The 15,922-nt window shown below is 72.8% G+C and carries 20 protein-coding genes; 13 read left to right on the plus strand and 7 right to left on the minus strand.

What is annotated here, in order from left to right:
• Position 1: 1 nt before the first annotated feature.
• The 4 genes from IF30_RS0125495 (at position 2) to IF30_RS0125510 (ending at position 2,303) form a co-directional block, all read left to right on the plus strand.
• Positions 2-610 (plus strand): SMI1/KNR4 family protein, encoded by a 609-nt coding sequence (locus IF30_RS0125495; protein ID WP_078891685.1) that lies wholly within the window; start codon positions 2-4, stop codon positions 608-610.
• Positions 611-911: 301 nt separating this feature from the next.
• Positions 912-1,085 carry a hypothetical protein gene (locus IF30_RS48080; RefSeq protein WP_158835480.1) on the plus strand — a complete coding sequence of 58 codons (174 nt, stop codon included), beginning with the start codon at positions 912-914 and terminating at the stop codon, positions 1,083-1,085.
• 10 nt (positions 1,086-1,095) lie between these two features.
• The gene (locus tag IF30_RS0125505) at positions 1,096-1,680 is read left to right on the plus strand and encodes an SMI1/KNR4 family protein (RefSeq protein WP_078891686.1); all 585 of its coding nucleotides are present in this window, start codon (positions 1,096-1,098) and stop codon (positions 1,678-1,680) included.
• A 395-nt stretch (positions 1,681-2,075) separates the two neighbouring features.
• The gene (locus IF30_RS0125510; protein ID WP_030242696.1) at positions 2,076-2,303 is read left to right on the plus strand and encodes a hypothetical protein; all 228 of its coding nucleotides are present in this window, start codon (positions 2,076-2,078) and stop codon (positions 2,301-2,303) included.
• A 136-nt stretch (positions 2,304-2,439) separates the two neighbouring features.
• On the opposite strand, the gene IF30_RS0125515 is transcribed toward IF30_RS0125510, so the two are convergent.
• Both IF30_RS0125515 and IF30_RS0125520 read right to left on the minus strand, forming a co-directional pair.
• Positions 2,440-2,715: a hypothetical protein gene (locus IF30_RS0125515; RefSeq protein ID WP_030242699.1), complete on the minus strand. Its 276-nt coding sequence runs from the start codon at positions 2,713-2,715 to the stop codon at positions 2,440-2,442.
• Complete coding sequence (locus tag IF30_RS0125520) at positions 2,712-3,143, minus strand: ATP-binding protein (RefSeq protein WP_037901190.1); 432 nt, start codon at positions 3,141-3,143, stop codon at positions 2,712-2,714. Before IF30_RS0125520 ends, IF30_RS0125515 begins: the two co-directional genes overlap by 4 nt.
• A gap of 235 nt (positions 3,144-3,378) precedes the next feature.
• On the opposite strand from IF30_RS0125520, the gene IF30_RS0125525 reads away from it, so the two are divergent.
• From IF30_RS0125525 to IF30_RS0125545, 4 genes are all read left to right on the plus strand, one after another.
• Complete coding sequence (locus tag IF30_RS0125525; RefSeq protein WP_030242703.1) at positions 3,379-4,233, plus strand: helix-turn-helix domain-containing protein; 855 nt, start codon at positions 3,379-3,381, stop codon at positions 4,231-4,233.
• Positions 4,234-4,266: 33 nt separating this feature from the next.
• Positions 4,267-4,470, plus strand: a complete 204-nt coding sequence (locus IF30_RS0125530; protein ID WP_030242705.1) for a DUF397 domain-containing protein — start codon at positions 4,267-4,269, stop codon at positions 4,468-4,470.
• A 67-nt stretch (positions 4,471-4,537) separates the two neighbouring features.
• Complete coding sequence (locus IF30_RS0125535) at positions 4,538-4,831, plus strand: DUF397 domain-containing protein (RefSeq protein ID WP_030242706.1); 294 nt, start codon at positions 4,538-4,540, stop codon at positions 4,829-4,831.
• A gap of 893 nt (positions 4,832-5,724) precedes the next feature.
• Positions 5,725-6,051 (plus strand): DUF1330 domain-containing protein, encoded by a 327-nt coding sequence (locus IF30_RS0125545; protein ID WP_030242710.1) that lies wholly within the window; start codon positions 5,725-5,727, stop codon positions 6,049-6,051.
• 6 nt (positions 6,052-6,057) lie between these two features.
• Here IF30_RS0125545 and IF30_RS0125550 read toward each other — a convergent pair whose 3' ends face one another.
• Positions 6,058-7,011 (minus strand): NAD-dependent epimerase/dehydratase family protein, encoded by a 954-nt coding sequence (locus tag IF30_RS0125550; protein WP_030242712.1) that lies wholly within the window; start codon positions 7,009-7,011, stop codon positions 6,058-6,060.
• A 147-nt stretch (positions 7,012-7,158) separates the two neighbouring features.
• Here IF30_RS0125550 and IF30_RS50305 point away from each other — a divergent pair, with 147 nt between their 5' ends.
• Complete coding sequence (locus tag IF30_RS50305) at positions 7,159-8,559, plus strand: hypothetical protein (protein ID WP_037901191.1); 1,401 nt, start codon at positions 7,159-7,161, stop codon at positions 8,557-8,559.
• A gap of 155 nt (positions 8,560-8,714) precedes the next feature.
• Here IF30_RS50305 and IF30_RS0125565 read toward each other — a convergent pair whose 3' ends face one another.
• Positions 8,715-8,912 carry a hypothetical protein gene (locus tag IF30_RS0125565; RefSeq protein ID WP_420791156.1) on the minus strand — a complete coding sequence of 66 codons (198 nt, stop codon included), beginning with the start codon at positions 8,910-8,912 and terminating at the stop codon, positions 8,715-8,717.
• Positions 8,913-9,154: 242 nt separating this feature from the next.
• Here IF30_RS0125565 and IF30_RS0125570 point away from each other — a divergent pair, with 242 nt between their 5' ends.
• Positions 9,155-9,676 (plus strand): peptidylprolyl isomerase, encoded by a 522-nt coding sequence (locus IF30_RS0125570; RefSeq protein ID WP_030242715.1) that lies wholly within the window; start codon positions 9,155-9,157, stop codon positions 9,674-9,676.
• A 5-nt stretch (positions 9,677-9,681) separates the two neighbouring features.
• Positions 9,682-10,068 carry a hypothetical protein gene (locus IF30_RS0125575; protein WP_030242716.1) on the plus strand — a complete coding sequence of 129 codons (387 nt, stop codon included), beginning with the start codon at positions 9,682-9,684 and terminating at the stop codon, positions 10,066-10,068.
• Positions 10,069-10,128: 60 nt separating this feature from the next.
• On the opposite strand, the gene IF30_RS0125580 is transcribed toward IF30_RS0125575, so the two are convergent.
• Both IF30_RS0125580 and IF30_RS0125585 read right to left on the minus strand, forming a co-directional pair.
• Entirely contained in the window at positions 10,129-11,235 is a 1,107-nt protein-coding gene (locus tag IF30_RS0125580; RefSeq protein ID WP_030242719.1) for an RICIN domain-containing protein, read from the minus strand.
• A gap of 75 nt (positions 11,236-11,310) precedes the next feature.
• Positions 11,311-12,438, minus strand: a complete 1,128-nt coding sequence (locus IF30_RS0125585; RefSeq protein ID WP_078891689.1) for an alpha/beta hydrolase — start codon at positions 12,436-12,438, stop codon at positions 11,311-11,313.
• Between the two features lie 264 nt (positions 12,439-12,702).
• On the opposite strand from IF30_RS0125585, the gene IF30_RS0125590 reads away from it, so the two are divergent.
• A complete protein-coding gene (locus IF30_RS0125590; protein WP_030242723.1) occupies positions 12,703-13,686 on the plus strand; it encodes a hypothetical protein in 984 nt (327 codons plus the stop codon).
• A gap of 117 nt (positions 13,687-13,803) precedes the next feature.
• Here IF30_RS0125590 and IF30_RS0125595 read toward each other — a convergent pair whose 3' ends face one another.
• Positions 13,804-14,517: a hypothetical protein gene (locus IF30_RS0125595; RefSeq protein WP_030242725.1), complete on the minus strand. Its 714-nt coding sequence runs from the start codon at positions 14,515-14,517 to the stop codon at positions 13,804-13,806.
• Positions 14,518-14,950: 433 nt separating this feature from the next.
• Between IF30_RS0125595 and IF30_RS0125600 the strand changes: the two genes are divergently transcribed.
• Positions 14,951-15,868 (plus strand): hypothetical protein, encoded by a 918-nt coding sequence (locus IF30_RS0125600; RefSeq protein WP_158835483.1) that lies wholly within the window; start codon positions 14,951-14,953, stop codon positions 15,866-15,868.
• Positions 15,869-15,922 lie beyond the last annotated feature (54 nt).

Below are 15,922 nucleotides of genomic sequence, written 5' to 3' on the forward strand. Positions count from 1 at the left end.
GATGTCGCCAGAACTAGCGGAGTTGCTGGAAGTGCTGCCTGCCTGTGCCGGAAGCAGTGCCGGAGCCCCGTTGGATGCTCAGGGCCTTTCGGTGGCCGAGCAGGTCCTAGGTGTAACATTGCCGCCCGACTACAAGGAATTCATGACTGCCTACGGCGGTGGTGAGATCGGCTCCTTCGTGTGGGTGGCGCGCCCTGCCGGGTCGGTCGACGAGCAGCCGTACAGCCCGTCCTTGGTTGATGTCACCAGGACTTTTCGAGCCGGGCTGGTACGTTCGCCGGAGCCCGGCAGTGAGAACCTGTCGGCTGACAAAGTACTTCGATGGGGTGGCGATGAGGGTGGCAACGACTATCTGTGGTTGATGGACGGCCCGAAGCCGGAGGAATGGCCGGTACTGATCCAGCTTCATGGAGGGCCGCTCGTGGCGTGCCGATTCGGCATGGTCGAGTACCTGCGCCGGGCATGTGCGGGACTGCACACGGGCGAGTTGGCGGCGCTGAGCCTCGGACCACAGCCCAAGTTCGTGCACTGGCGGGAGTCGTACCGCTTGATGGCTGAGGGCATTGATCCGTGGACCGGCGAACCCTTCGATCTCGAGGAGTTCGACTGACCTCGGGCCCGCAGCCTCCGCGCCGCCGATGCCGGGAACCTCCAGAACACGGCCCGATCGAGGCCGGTCCTCTGCTACACCGGGGCCGGGGACAGCAGGAGCAATGGTGGGTTGATCGTCGGCTCCCGGGCTTCGTGCGTAGGACTACGGAGGGAAACGCTGCGAAACTGGCCGCTGACGAGGACTGCCCTTACCACGTCCACCCCGAGCCTGGCGGGCTGCTCTCCTGGGGTTCCAATCTCAACGCGGACCACTTCTTCTAGTTCTTCTAGCTGACCGAGGTCGACGACCTGATGCCTGGTTGGTACTGGCGTTCTACCGGAGCCTGGAGGAGTGGGACCGCTTCGACGGCGGCTTCGCGGACTTCCTGCTCGCCGTCGTTGGCGGCACCTACATCTACGCGGACGAGGTGGCTCCGTACAATCCCAATGACTCGCTGTGGCGGTTCCAAGGCGACTGCAATCAGGTGGAGTAGCAGAAGGCTGATGGCCGGCGCATTCGAAATCAACAGGCTTCTGAAGCTCATGCCCCCGCACGAGGGGGCCGGCGAGTCCGGTGACTGGGCGGTGGTTGAGCAGGCGTGGGGCTTCCGGTTCCCGCGTGACTACACCGAGTTCATCACCCGGTACGGGCAAGGAGGTATCGAGGACTGCGTCTCCGTGCTCGGCCCCGACGAGCTGCTGCCGCCGGATGCCCCGCAGCCGGGGATGCGTGGCATGACGGAGGAGGCGCGCTGGCTGTTCGAGGAGGACGGCGAGCCCACCGACCAGGTGCGCTGCGCCGAGCAGCTCGTCGCCTGGGGCGGCTCCTCCACGGCCGACACCCTGTGCTGGCTGACGGTTGGGGACGATGCTGACGCGTGGCCGGTCGTGGTTCTCGGCCGGAACGGCGGCGCGCCGCGGGTCTTCGACATGGGGCTGGTCGAGTTCCTCTACAGGATGCTCACGGCGGAGATCGACCCGTGCCCCGTCGGCATCACCGATGCCTGGGGCTGCGAGTCCCCTCGCTTCGTCCACTGGCGGCTCGGCCGGCAGAGGTCTCGCGACAGGCTCGACCCGCTGACCCGCTGACCGGCGGACCGAGGAGTTGACACACCATCTCGTCCGGCGGCCGGTGCTCAGAGCCCGGCCGCCGAACAAGACCGCCGCCGCCATCCCGCGACAAGACCCGGCCTGACCAGTTGGCCTGTTGGGCGTGGTCGCCTTTGACGGCACTCCAAGCTTTCCGGCATCGGCCGAACCCGAAGGCGTTTACGGACACAGGGGTGGTGACCGGAGTCGCGCCGACGATCGCGTTGTCGACCTCCGGTGCCACGCCCGCGCAGTGCCGGATCCAGGTCGGCGGACACTTTCACCGGAGGAGTGGGTGGCGTGACCCGGGTCCGGCGGCGAGGAAACTTGAACTTGTTCAAAACTCTTGCGACGATCTGGCCGACAGGACGGCAGGGCCGAGTCCGGGGGGAGTCATGGGCGTCGTAGTGAGAGCCGAGAACGCGGTGAGGTGGCTCGGCCGTGCCGCCGGCAGATACCTGGCGGCCTGCGCCGTCGGCTGGGCCGGTATCGGCGCCATGGTCACCCTGCTCAGCGGCCATGCTGCAGATCGGAACGCACTGACCGGAGTGCTGGAGCTGGGCTGGGGGCTCACGGTGATGGTCGGTGGTCCGACTGACACCGGCCGGTTACCGCGATCGTGATATGCGGGCCCGCCGTGTTTCTAGGCCTTTTTGCCGGACCGTGGCCGCTGATCGGTCTGCTCCTGTTCCAAGTGGCGTTGCCGGCGGCTGTGGGTCGTCCCCGCCCGGCGAGGATGCCGGGCGGGGACGGGGGAGTTCAGGGTCGGCGGGTGGTGATGGTGATCGGGTGGGCCGTCCAGCCGGTCATGCCGCCGACGTAGAGGGTGGTGCTCCAGAAACCGCCCCGGGCGAGGCAGCGGGCGACGCCCTCGCCGCCGCCGGGGCCGATGCAGATCCGGATGAAGTCCCGGTGGGCCTCGCGGACGGGCAGGCCGCGGACGTGCTCCCAGAGGACGGGGAGGGCGTGGTCGAGGCTGGGGAAGAGGGCGGGCGCCATGAGGCCGGTGATCCCGGCCCGGACGACGGCGGTCACGCGGCAGCCCCCTCGGGGGTGATGCGGCACCAGACGGACTTGCCGACGCCGCCCTCGCGCGGCGAGCAGCCCCAGCTCCGGGCCAACTCGCGGACGAGGAGCAGCCCCCGGCCGGTCTCGGCGGAAACGGGGACGTCGCGGAGTGTGGGCTTCTCGCTGTCGGCGTCGTGCACCTCGATGCGCAGGGCGCCGTCCGGGGCGAGGTGGAAGTGGACGTGGATCAGGCGGTCGCGCGGGACACGGGCGTGCTGGACGGCGTTGGTGACCAGCTCGCTGACGAGCAACTCGCCGGTCGGCAGAAGGAGTTCGCCGACGGGGAAGGGGGCGAGGAAGTCGCGCAGCTCCCGGCGGGCCGCGCCGGGGGACTTCCGGTGCCGGGGGAGCCGGCAGGCGTGTTCGGCGGGGGAGGGGGAGTCGGTTTCAGGCATGGCGGGGCCACCTCCGGAGTGTGCGGGGTGAAGAAGGCTGAGGAAGGCATGGGAATGCCCGGACGATGAGCCCGCCATGATCACGCTGTGTGGCAGTACTCACTACTCCGGGTAGCATGCACCTGTGTGGGCGCATCCTGCAAGCGGCGCTTCTGCAACGATGCAGAGATGGCTAAGCTGGATTGACGCACCGTCACAAGACGGACTGAGGTCCGTCAGCTGAGAGGACTTGCGCATGGCCGCTGAACCGAAGCCGACCGTCCGTGCCCGCCGACTCGGTTCGGAGCTTCGCCGCCTCCGCGAAGCCGTGAACAAGGGGACGGAGGACGCGGCGCAGGCCCTTGCCTGCTCTCGAGCCAAGATCAGCCGCATAGAGACCGGTGCATCCGGCGTGCGTCGGCTGGACCTCCGGATCCTGCTGGACCTTTACGGGGTGACCGGCAGGGAGCGTGATGCTCTCGAGGGGCTGGCGAGGGACAGCAAGAAGCGCGGATGGTGGCACGACTACGGCGACACGATCCCCTCCGCCTACGTCGATGTTCTCGGGCTGGAGGACGATGCCCGGTACATCCGCATGTGGCAGACCATGGTCATCCCAGGCTTGTTGCAGACGAAGGGCTATGCCAGGGCGCTACTGGAAGCCAATCCGGCCGCGGTGCGGCCGGAGCGCATCGATCAGTTGGTCGAGATCCGGATGGAGCGCAAGGAAGTCCTTGCGAAGCCGGATCCGGCCCGGTTCTGGGCGATCATCTGGGAGCCCGCCCTCAGGTGCCCGGTGGGAGGGGCGGAGGTTCACAGAGAGCAACTGGACCACTTGACGGAGACGGCGCAGCTTCCCAACGTCACCCTGCAAGTGGTGCCATTGAATGCCGGCGCGACGGCCGGCGCGTGCGGTGCCTTCGTGATGTACGGCTTTTCCGATTCGCCTACCGCCGGAGCAGTGTTCCTGGAGACACTGACGAGCAGCCACTATCTGGAGCAGCAGGGCGAACTGGATGGCTACGGGTTGGTCTTCGAGTACTTGCGATCAACTGCTCTCAACCCCAAGGAGTCGCTGGATATGATCGCGGCCATCGCTGCGGCGACATGACGATGAGACCAGAAGAGGTGTGAACACGTGACTGTGCCGGAGAGTAACGCTCGGGGTTGGTACAAGAGTAGTTACAGTGCCCAGGCGAACGAGTGCGTGGAGACCCGGCAGTCGGTGTCGAGCGATATGGCTGTCCGGGACTCGAAGGATCCGAGTGGTCCGACCCTCCGGTTCACCGCGGAGGCTTGGGCCGCCTTCATCGGCGGCATGAAGGCTGGCGAGCTCGCGGACGGGTAGACAGGTCTCGGCAGGAGTGTTCGGGTGCGGTGGTAGCTGTGCCGCCGTCGGCCATCGGAGGGCGGGCATGCTCGCATCGGACTTCGGCAATGCTCTGTGGCGCAAGAGCAGTTACAGCGGCCAGGGCGGTGATTGTGTCGCGATCGCCGACTGCGTGCTGGTACCCGGCGCGGGGATCAGCTGGCGCAAGTCGTCCCACTTTGGCGCGCAGAGCGAATGCGTGGAGATGGCCGGCGGAGTGACCGGTGTCGTGCCGGTGCGGGATTCCAAGGATCCCGAGGGCCCCGTGCTGCTGTTCCCCGCCGATGCCTGGTCCTCGTTCCTCGCCGGGGTCAAGGGTGGGGAGTTCCCGGTCGGCTGACCTGACACCAGGGGTGCCCGGCCCGGCGATCGCGCCGGGCCGGGCACCCCTGGTTGCTCGGAGCGCGGACCAAGGGACGCCGCCGGTGCTCACCCGACCGTGGGTGGTTCAGCGGGGTGTGGCGGGTGGATTGGTCGGGCCGACGGGTATGGCCGGGCCGAGCGGGTGGCAGCCGTCCCAGGAGGCGGCCTGTCCGGGCGGGCAGGAGGCGGGGGCGGGCGGCAAGGTGAGTACCGGCCTGGGTGGGATGGTCCAGTCGGGTGAGGGCTTGGCGGCGGGGGCCGCCGGCTGTTTCCGGGTGGGCGATGCCGGGGCCGGGGTGGCGGGCGCCGGTGCGGCCGTGGGGCGGGACCGGGTCGGCTGGGTGGTGACCGGGGCCGCGGGCGTGGCGGTGGCTTCGGTCCCGGCCCCGGCCCCGGGGCTGTCCGTCGTCGGTGCGGCCGCGGGCGTCTCCGTGGGTGCCGGTGCCGGTGCCGGTGCGTCGGCCGACGGGGAAGCGGAATCGGACGGGGAAGCGGAGGGGGAGGGGCCCGAGGTGGCCGAGGTGCCGGGCGCCGCCGGGGCCGGCGACCCCGTCAGCAGGAGCGTCCCGCCGATCCCGGCCGCGCCCAGCACGCACACCCCTGCCGCCACGGCGAGGGTCCGCCGACGCCGCGTCATCCTGTCGTCCTCGACTCTGTCCCCGGGGCCGCCGTCGGCTGTCTTCCGCACTCTTCCTCATCCGTCCGCCATGGTCACGCCTTTGAGCTGCGCGGATGCTACACGAGGCGTCAGGACCGGCAGGCCCGTAACCCCTACCGATACGTGACTGATTCGCCCGCCACCCCCCGCGCCCTACCGTCGGAGACGTCAGCAGGAACCACCGGCCACGCCACGAACTTCCAGGAGCAGCCATGACCGCCTACGCGATCGCCCAGGTCCACTCGGTCGAGTTCGGCCCCGACATCGTCGAGTACCTGGAGCGCATCGACGCCACCCTCGACCCCTTCGGTGGCCGCTTCGTCGTCCACGGCGGCGCGTACGAGACGGTGGAGGGGCGCTGGGGTGCGGGCGGCACGATCGTCATCGAGTTCCCGGACCTCGACCGGGCCCGCGCCTGGTGGGACTCGCCCGCCTACCGGGAGATCCTGCCGCTGCGCACCCGGCACATGACCGCCGACATCATCCTGATCGAGGGCGTGCCGGCCGGTTACCGCGGTGCGGACTCGCTCAAGCACTGACGCCGTTCAGGAGGCCTGCCGTTCGCGCCACCACGCGACGGTTGCCGCGACCTGCTCCTCCAGGGGTGTCGCCCGTACGGTGAACGCCGTCTCGTAGGCGCCGGAGTCCATGACGAACGGGCGGTCGAACTGGTAGCGGGTCTCGCGCAGTTCGCGCAGCAGCGGGGAGAACAGGCCGGCCGCGTTCAGCAGGACGGGCGGCAGGCGGCGCACCGCGACCGGGGCGGTGCCGGCCTCGGCGGCCAGGCGCTCGACCATGGCGCGGGCCGACGCGGCGGGGGCGGTGGGCACGTGCCAGGCCCGGCCCCAGGCCCGCTCCTCGCCCGCGACCTCGGCCAACGCCCGTGCCACGTCCGGCAGGTAGGTCCAGCTGTGCGGGGCGTCCGGGTCGCCGAGCACCGAGACCGGGCGGCCTTTCAGCAGGCCGGGCATCGCCCGGGAGGCGAGGTGGCCGCCGTCGGTGACGCCGGGGCCGAAGAAGTCGGAGGCGCGCACCTCCACGGCCCGGATCCGCCCGGCCTCGTGCAGGGCGCGGGCCTGTTCCCAGGCCGCCGCCCGCACCCGTCCTTTGGGGCCGGTCGCGGCGAGCGGCAGGTCCTCGGTCATCGGGCGGTCGGGGTCCGCCTGGGGCCCGTAGCCGTACAGGTTGCCGAGCATGACGAGTACGGCGCCGCTCTCCTCGGCCGCCGTGCACAGGGAGGACGCGAGGGCGGGCCAGCGTTCGGACCACTGCGGCAGGGGCGGCGCGGCGCATCCGTGGATGGCGGCGGCGCCGCGCGCGGCCGGGGCCAGCGCCGCGGGGTCGCTCGCGTCGAGGGCGAGGTGTTCGACGCCGGGGGCGGGCTGCTGCGCAGGGCGTCCGGAGCGGGTGACGACCCGGACCTCCTGGCCCTGTCCGGCCAGCAGGCGGGCGGTGGCGGCCCCGGCGGGCCCGTGTCCGACGACGAGATGGAAGCTCACCCGCCCCACCCTATCCACGCCCCGGTCGGGGCAAGGCGGCGGCGGGGAGACCCTGTTGAGGGCCTGCACTTATTAGGTATTTAAATCGTAAAAGAAGATCTATGCTGGCGCGGTTCATGATCCCCGCGCGAAGTAAGGTCTGCTGCATTGAAGCTGCCCCGGGTGTCCGCCGTCGTCGCGGCCGCCGTCCTGGCCCCCGCCGTCCTCTTCCCCTCGGCGGCCTCCGCCGCCGACGCCCCGCAGCCGGTCGGCGTCTCGGGTCCCGACACCGCCTCGGGCTCCGCGCCGGACACCTCCGCCCGGGAGACGCCGAGGGACACCGGCAAGGACACCGTCAAGGACGCTGCCGAGGACGCCGGCCCCGCCGACCAGGAGAAGCAGGACCGCGCCGAGATCCAGCGGATCCTCGCCGACCCGGCGACCGGCCCCAAGGTGCGCGAGACGGCCGAGAAGGCGCTCAAGGGCACCGCCGCCGACCTGCGCCACTTCCTGCTGGTCGGGCTGGAGGAGGCGCGCCGGCCCGACAACCGGCTGCTGGTCGTCCAGATCGCGGACCGCGGCGGCCCGGCCGTGCGCAAGGCCGCCGACACGGCACTGCGCGGCACCTACCAGGACGTCCTCGACTTCCTGAAGACCGGCCAGTACGTCGCCCGCGCCGAGGACCAGGACCGTGCCGAGGTCGAGCGCATCCTGGCCGACCCGGAGAGCGGGCCCGGGGTGCGCGAGGCGGCCGAGAAGGCGCTCAAGGGCGGCGCGGCCGAACTGCGCGCGTTCCTGGCGGTCGAGCTGGCGAAGCAGCGGGCGATCGACAACCAGGTGCGGGTCGCCCAGTTCCTGGCCACCGGCGGCCCGGCCGTGCGCGCGGCGGCCCTCAAGGCGTTGAACGGCGACGACGCGGCGGTCCTGAAGTTCCTCACGGAGGGCCGGGCCGCCGCCCAGGCGGAGGACGACCGTGCCGAGATCCTGCGCATCCTGGCGGACCCGGAGAGCGGGCCCGGGGTGCGTGCGGCGGCCGAGAAGGCGCTCAAGGGCGGCGCGGCCGAACTGCGGCACTTCCTGACCGTCGAGCTGGCGAGGCAGCGGGGGGACGACAACCGGGTGCGGCTCGCCCAGATCATGGCCGCCGGCGGCCCGGCCGTGCGCGAGGCCGCCGGGAAGGCGCTGGACGACGGCAGCGACGCGGCGGTCCTGACGTTCCTCACGGAGGGCTGGGCCAGGGCCCGCGCCCAGGACGAGGCCGCCGCGGCCAAGCCCGGCACCGGCACCGACACCGGCACTCCCGCCCAGCCCGCCGGACCGCAGCAGGAGCAGGGCACCCAGCAGCCTCAGGCCGTCCGGCCCGCCGCCCTCACCGGCACGGGCACCGGCACCACCACGGGCACGGGCAGCACCACGGGCACCGGGACCACCACCACCGTCGCCGTCCCCGGCACGCTCGCCGCGACCGGCACCGAAGGGCTCGGCTGGGAGGCCGGCGGCGCCGCCGCGGCCCTGGCCGCGGGCGCGGCGCTGGTCGCGCTCTCCCGCCGCCGCTCCACCGAGGGCTGACACCCCGTCCTGTCCCCGGCCGCCGGCACCACGGCAGCCGGGGACGCGGCACGTCAGCCGTCGCGACCGGCGGACCTCCGCGCGGTCCGCTCCCGCCGCCGGGCCGCGGCGGCGCCGTCGGACTGCCCCGCGAAGGCGCGCCGCGCCACCCCGCCTCAGTCCCCGCCGCCGTCGTTCGAACTCCTGCGCCGACTGCGCAGGACGCTGGGCAGCACCTCCCCGGCGCGGACGGTGAGGGCCGCGACCAGGCGCGTCCAGCGGGGCCCGCCCCGGTCGGCCCACACCACGCACCCGCACCCGGCGACGACCAGCACCAGGACCCCGATCAACACCGCACCGACCACCGCGGCCACCCGCCCTTCCTCCGCACGCCTCCGCAGGCCTGCACACGATCAGACGTACGTCTCCGTGCGTCTCAGTACGCCTCAGTACGCCTCAGTACGTCTGACGTGTGGATCCTTCCACCCGGTTCGGCCCGGGGCCCGGCGGCTGTGCCAGGATGCCGTAGCCGGCCGTCCTGGCCACCGCACCAGGCGCCACCGCACCAGCCCTGCCAGCCGTACCGCCCGTACCAGCCGCACCCGAGGAGTCATCCGTGCCCACCGCCCGGTTCGCCACCCTGCACACCACGGCGGGCCCGATCCGCCTGGAGCTGTTCCCGTTCCACGCGCCGAAGACGGTCCGCAACTTCGTCGAACTCGCCGAGGGCACCCGGGAGTACACCGACCCGCGTACCGGCGAGCCGGGCAGCGGCCCGTACTACGACGGCACGCCGTTCCACCGGGTGATCGCGGGCTTCATGATCCAGGGCGGCGACCCGACCGGCACCGGCACCGGCGGTCCGGGCTACGCCTTCGCCGACGAGTTCCACCCGGAGCTGTTCTTCACCAAGCCGTACCTGCTCGCGATGGCCAACTCGGGCCCGGGCACCAACGGTTCGCAGTTCTTCATCACGGTCGGCACCCCGGCCCACCTCAACCGCAAGCACACCATCTTCGGGCAGGTCGCCGACGCGGCCTCCAAGGCCGTGGTGGACGCGATCGCCACCGCCCCGACCGAGGGCGACCGCCCGGTGCAGGACGTGGTGGTCGAGTCCGTCGAGATCGCCCACGCCTGACGCCGATGGCCGTCGAAGCCGAGGGTTTCCCGCCCCGCCCGGTCCGCGGCGTGCACGCCCGCTACGTCCGCCAGGCGGGCTGCCCGGGCGATGTCGCGATCGTCACCGTGGACTTGGAGCCCTGGGAGGAGGGCCTGCACCTGGAGCTCGCCGCGGGCGCCACGGTGCGCGGCGAGCCCGAGCCGGAGGAGTTGGAGTGCTTCCTCGCGGCGCTGGCCGCGGGGATGCGCGAGGAGCTGGCCGAGCGGGCGCCGGGCCGGGCGGTGGCGCTGGCGGTGGTGGTGCACCACGTCACCGTGCACGCGGTGGACTCGCGGGAGCACTCCTTCCGCGTGGCCGGGCGCCTGGCCGTGCGCGAGGCCCTCGCCCGGGCGTACGGCGAGGACCGGTGACCCGGCAAAGGGGCCGCCGCCCGGTGTGGGTCCGGGCGGCGGCGATGGGTTGACGGTCCGTCAGGCGCAGGTGGTGAAGGTCGGGCTGGTGTTGGCGATGTAGAGCGTGGCGCCGGCGACGGGGTCCGAGCTGATCGGGACGGTGATGGTGTCGTCCGCCGTCCACGGGATGCCGTGGGCGTCGAAGGTCCAGGTGCCGGTGACCTTGCGGGCGACCTTGGCCAGCGTCACCCAGCCGTACTGCTGGGGCGGGACGGTGACGGTCACGCTGTTGTTGACGCTCCTCGACCCGTGCCATTCGTTGGTGAAGTGCAGGGTGGAGCTGATCGTCGCGGTCAGGACGTTCCCGGGGGCGCCTCCGGCGATCTGGGAGCCCATGTCGACGCCGATGGAGTTGGTCCAGCCGCTGTCGTCGGTGACCGAGAAGGACTGCTGGACGGCGCCGCTGGTGTTGTTGAACCAGACGGAGGAGGCGCAGGCGCGCGGCAGCGGCGCGGCGGGGGCCTCGCTCGTCACGGCCCAGGAGCAGCTGGAGGGGTCCTTCTGGCACTGCTTGGCGGCGTGGTCGACGGCCAGGTTGCGGGCGGCCTCCGGGAAGCCGGTGGCCCACTGCTGGTTGGCGGTGCCGTTGCAGGTGTACTGGTCGGTCCAGGCGTCGTCGTACTGGGCGCCGGCCAGCAGGTCCAGGCAGGTGTTGTCGCCCACGTGGCGGATCATGAAGGAGTCGGCGCCGCCGCCGGGGGCCGGCTGCAGGAACCAGCGCTGGCTGGCCTGCCCGGCGCAGGTCTGCTGGCGCAGGCCCGGGGTGAACCAGGACGCCAGGTCGATGCACTTGCCGGTGTCGTTGTTGACGATGGTGAAGGAGGAGTCGCCGGGGCTGACGCTCAGGTGCCAGTTCTGGTGGTAGCCGGGCGCGGAGTTGGTGACGACGTAGGCGCCGTCGCCCGTGTTGCCGTTCTGGACGTCGAGTTGGCGCCCGTTGCTGAGCGACTTGATGGTCAGGCACTGCTGCGGCGACGCGCACGAGGCGGCGGAAGCGGCCGGGGCGCCGGAAGCGGCACGGGCGGGCGCGGCGGTCAGGCCCAGGGCGGCGCAACAGGTCACCAGCAGGGCCGCGAGCAGGCGCAGCCAGGGCGCCGTACGGCCGGGGTTCGCGGTGGCAGGCAAGGAGGGTGTCCTTTCGTCGGGATGGGCGCGGGGGTCGGGCGCGGGGATCGGGCGCGGGGATCGGGCGGAGGGTGCTTACGGCGCGGCGGCGAAGGCCGCTTCCAGGCGCGGGACGTAGTCCACGAGGTCCTGCGCCCAGCAGCCCGCGGTGTGGCCGCCGTGGCAGTCGGCGCCCCAGCCGGTGCCGTCGCCGTAGTCGACGTAGTGGTAGGGCAGTTTGAGGGCGTCCAGGCGGTCCTTGACGCGCTTGGCGGTGCCCTCGGCCCAGAACTCCATGTCGGCGGGGTTGCCGTTGCCGTTGCCGGTGTAGACGGCGATGCCGGTGTGGGTGAGCGCGCCGAGCCGGGAGGCCGGGTCGGCGGCGTTCCAGCGCCAGTCGGCGTTGAACACGGGGTACGGCGTGCCGAAGATCGCGTCACTGGAGACGGTGGGTCCGAAGTCCAGGCCGCAGGGGCGGCCGTCGCTGGGGCCGCACAGCACGGTGCCGGCGTTGGTCAGCATGGCGACGACGGCGCCGCGCAGGACCATCTCGTCGGCGGACAGGTCGTTGGCGCCGGACATGGTGAGGACCTGGCCGAACAGGTCGGGGCGGTCCTGGGCGTAGTGCAGGGCGCCGAAGCCGCCCATGGACAGGCCGCCGACGGCCCGGTGGGCGCGGTCGGTGCGGGTGCGCAGGTTGGCGTCGACGAACGGGAGGACCTGGTTCAGGTGGAAGGTCTCCCAGTTCTGCGCGCCGGCGGCGGTGCCCTGGTCGAGCCAGTCGGTGTACCAGCCGCGCAGGCCGCCGTCCGGGATGACCGTGATCATCGACTGCGCGGCGGTCAGGGCCGGGTAGGCCAGTGCCGGGTCGCCGGGGTTGTCCGAGGCGCCGTGCAGGAAGTACAGCACGGGGTAGCGCCGGTCCGGGTGCTGCGCGTAGTCGGCGGGCAGCAGGATCCGGATGGTGTGCTGCCCGGAGACCTGGGGCGTGGTGACGGTGACGACGAAGTCGGTGGCGCTGCCGGCGGCGGTGCCGACCTGGGTCAGCCCGAAGCCGTCCGTCAGCGGCGGCGGCCCGGGTGCGGGCTCGGAAGCGACCGGCGAGGCGGCGACCGGCGAGGCGGCGGCCGTGGGTGCGGCGAGCAGGAGCAGGCAGGAGGCGAGGGCGGCGACGGCCGTACGGGCGCGCCGCAGCCGGGCGGGCAGGAGCCGGGCTGGGGTCATGGGTCGTCCTCGGCCTTCGACGGTCGGTGGTGGTGGGCGGTTGTCGCGGGCGGTGCTGACGGGCCGTGCCGAAGGGCCGCCGGGACGGTCCGCCCCGCCGGTCATGTCTGAACATCGACAACTCTTGTCATGCGGACCGTCCCGCGCCAGAGCCACCGGCGGCGCACCTGGGCCACTGGCGCATGTGCGCCACCCGCCCGGGTAGGCTCCCCCGGCCACCCGGTACGGCCGGGCGGCGGGGGACACGATGACTGGGGGGAATTCGTGCACGACATGCTGGACCCGGACACCCGACGCGGCCGCGTCTACCGCTGCCTGGTCGGCCGGCCCCGGGCCCGCGTCACGGCACTGGCACACGCCGCGGGCCTCGACGAGGACACCGTGCTCGCCGTCCTGCGGGACCTCGCCGACGAAGGCGTCGCCGTCGCCTTCGACACCGCCGGAAGCACCGACGACCGCGACCACTCCTGGGAGGCGCTGCCCCCCGGCCGGGTGGTCGAGGCGGTCCTGCAGCGCGACGCGCTGCGCCAGGCCACCGCCCGCCGCGCCGGCGCGGAACTCGAACGCCTCTACCGCTTCGCCCGGCGCGACACCGGCAGCTACGGCGCGCTGGAGGTGGTCGAGAACCCCGCCGAGGTGCTCGCCGCCAGCCGCCGCCTGCAACTGGCCGCCCGTCACCAGGTCCGGGTCATCGACGTGCCGCCGTACTCCGGCAGCCAGGCCCACTACGCCGACCAGGAAGTACTGCAGCGCCGCCGGATGGCCGCCGGCGTCGCCTACCGCGCGATCTACCAGGGCTGCGCCTTCGAGGACCCGGTCGCCGGGCCCAACATGGCGCGCATGGTCGAGGCGGGCGAGCAGGCCCGCACCCTGGACGAGCCGCCGCTCAAACTCGCCATCGGCGACGACGACCTCGCCATCGTCACCCTGCCCGCCGACGACCGCCCCGGCGTCGTCTCCCTGCTGATCCGCCCCTCCAGCCTGCTGCAGGCCATGACCGCCGTCTTCGAGACCCTGTGGCGCCTGGCCGTCCCGGCCAGCGTGGCCGACGTCGACCTGCGCATCGACGAACGCGACCGGCGCATCCTCACCCTCATGGCCGGCGGCGCCACCGACGACGCCATCGCCCGCCGCCTTGGCCTGGGCCGACGCACCGTGGTGCGCCGCGTCTCCGTCCTCCTCGCCCACCTGGGCGCCACCACCCGCTTCCAGGCCGGCGTCCAGGCCGCCCGCCGCGGGTGGCTGTGAGGCGGCACCGCACCGCGGCGACGGCGAGTGACGCGCGCTCAGCAGGCCCCGCGCGGGCCGGCGCGCCGGTGCGGGCCGGTCGGCTTCCTGCCGTCGCCCTCCCTGCCCTCGCCCTTCCTACCGTCGCCCTTCCTGCCCTCGCGCGGTGCCACCCGGCTCCTGGCGCCGCCGCGCCCTTCGGTGCCACCCCAGTGCCGTACGGGCGTCCGTGAGCAGCCAGCCGCCCAGGAACACCGCGCCGGCCAGCAGGAACACGGCCGGAATGCCGAACACCGGGACCGACACCAGGCTCGGCCGGCCCGTGGACATCCGCCCGTCGTCCGCCAGCCACACCCGGACCGCCTTGCCCTCCGGGTAGGGGCCCTCCGGGCGCTCCGCGCTGAACTCCCGTCCGTCGACGCTCCAGCGGAAGGTGCAGGCGTACGTCCTGTCGCCCAGACCGCCGCCCTCCACCGGCACCTGGCCGGTCACCCGGCAGTGCGTCACGGTGGCCGGCACGCTGCGCGGCTCGTGCAGCCGGTCCCGGACGGTCTGGGCGATCTGTGCCGCCAGGAACACCGCGCCCAGCGTGAGCAGCAGGAAACCCGCCACCCGCACACCGGTGCCCGCGAACCCGCCCCCCGACCCCTCGCGGCGCAGTGGCACCGAGGCGGCCAGACCGGCCACCGACGCGGCGGCGCACACCCACGGCAGGGGCCCGGCCACCGGCTCGTCCTGCGACCACGCCCACACCGTCGCGCCGCCCGCGACGGTCAGCGCCACCAGCGCCACCGCGGCCACCACCGTCGCCGCGGCGGCCGTCCGCCCCGGCCCGCTCCCCGTGTCCGTCACGCCGCTGCCCTCCCCCCCGGCCGTCCGGCCGTTGCGCAGATCCTCCTACCGCCGGGGAGCCCGCCCACACCCCGCGGCCGGTTTCCGTGCCGAGCGGTGACGCGGCCGCGACATCGTCACGCGCCGTTGCCCGCGCGGGAGTTCGGCGTGGCGGCCCCGGAGCCGGGCCGGTCCCGTCCGGTCCCCTGTCACCGGCCCCACCTGCCCGCATTCCGCGGTGACGGCCCATTGCGGTTAGATCACGACGTGTCCGATTCATCGAACATTGGGTGAGAGTGTGGTGATTGATTTGGTTGGCAGCGGTGTCGACGGGCTCTCATAATTCCTGCTGACACGCGTGACGGACGGTTTCGGAGAACCCGTTGGGGTCGTGGTTCCCATGGAGGGCCCGCGCGTGAGAATCCGCATTCTTCGCTGGGGGAGTCCCTTGCCCGTGCCCGAGAACGAGAGCGCCGCCGGACCTCCGGCACCGGCGCAGCCGCCCGCTCCCGCGCCCGCTCCCGCGCCCGCTCCTGCGCCCGCCCTCGTGCCGGAGCCGGACGCCGCACCGGAGCCGGACGCAGTGCCGGTGCAGGACGCCGCGCCTCAGCCTCAGCCGGCACCGCGCCGCCTGCCGCGCGCCGTCGGCGTCGCGCTGGCCACCGCCGGCCTGCTCGCCGTCACGGCGGCCGCCGCCGCGGTGACCGTCGCCGTCGGCAGGCCCGACCCCCGCCCGGCCGCCGCGCCCGTGGCAGCCGCCTCCCCGAAGGCGAGCACCGCCACCGCGAGCGCCTCCCCGACGGCCGAGCCCGTCCCGCTGCCGACCGCCGTCCCCGCCGAACCGGCCCCGGCCAGCACCGTCAAGGGCACCGTCAGCGGCAGCAAGCACGAGGGCGACCTGCGCTTCTTCCTGCTCCCGATCCCCGCCGGCGGCGAGTCGTACGGGCCCGCGGACGGCATGACCATGAGCGACGACGACGTCGCCGCCCTCTTCGGCAAGCAGGACGGCATCAAGGGCATCCTCGCCTCCTACGGCTACAAGGAGGGCGCCGGCCGGACCTACCGGACCGCCGACGGCAAGGCCGAGGTGACCGTCACCCTGCTGCACCTCGGCTCCGCCGCGATGGCCTCCGACTTCGTCAAGGGCTACACGGTCTCCTCGCAGGACCCGATCGACATCGACGGCGTCCCCGGGGCCCACGGCTACCTGAAGAAGCCCAAGCAGCAGGCGTACACCGGCTCGATGACCGGCATCGCCAGCCAGGGCGACGTCCAGTACACGATCGACGTCGACGTGAAGGGCACGCCGGACAAGGCGCTGCTGAGCGAGCTGATGAAGCGCCAGCGCGACTGGCTCGCCTCGGGAGGCTGAGCCCCCGCGCCGCCGCCCCGCGCCGCCGCCGTGCGTCGCCTGTCCTCCGACGCC

It is taken from the genome of Streptomyces sp. NRRL S-350 (assembly GCF_000719705.1).
Classification (GTDB): Bacteria; Actinomycetota; Actinomycetes; order Streptomycetales; family Streptomycetaceae; genus Kitasatospora.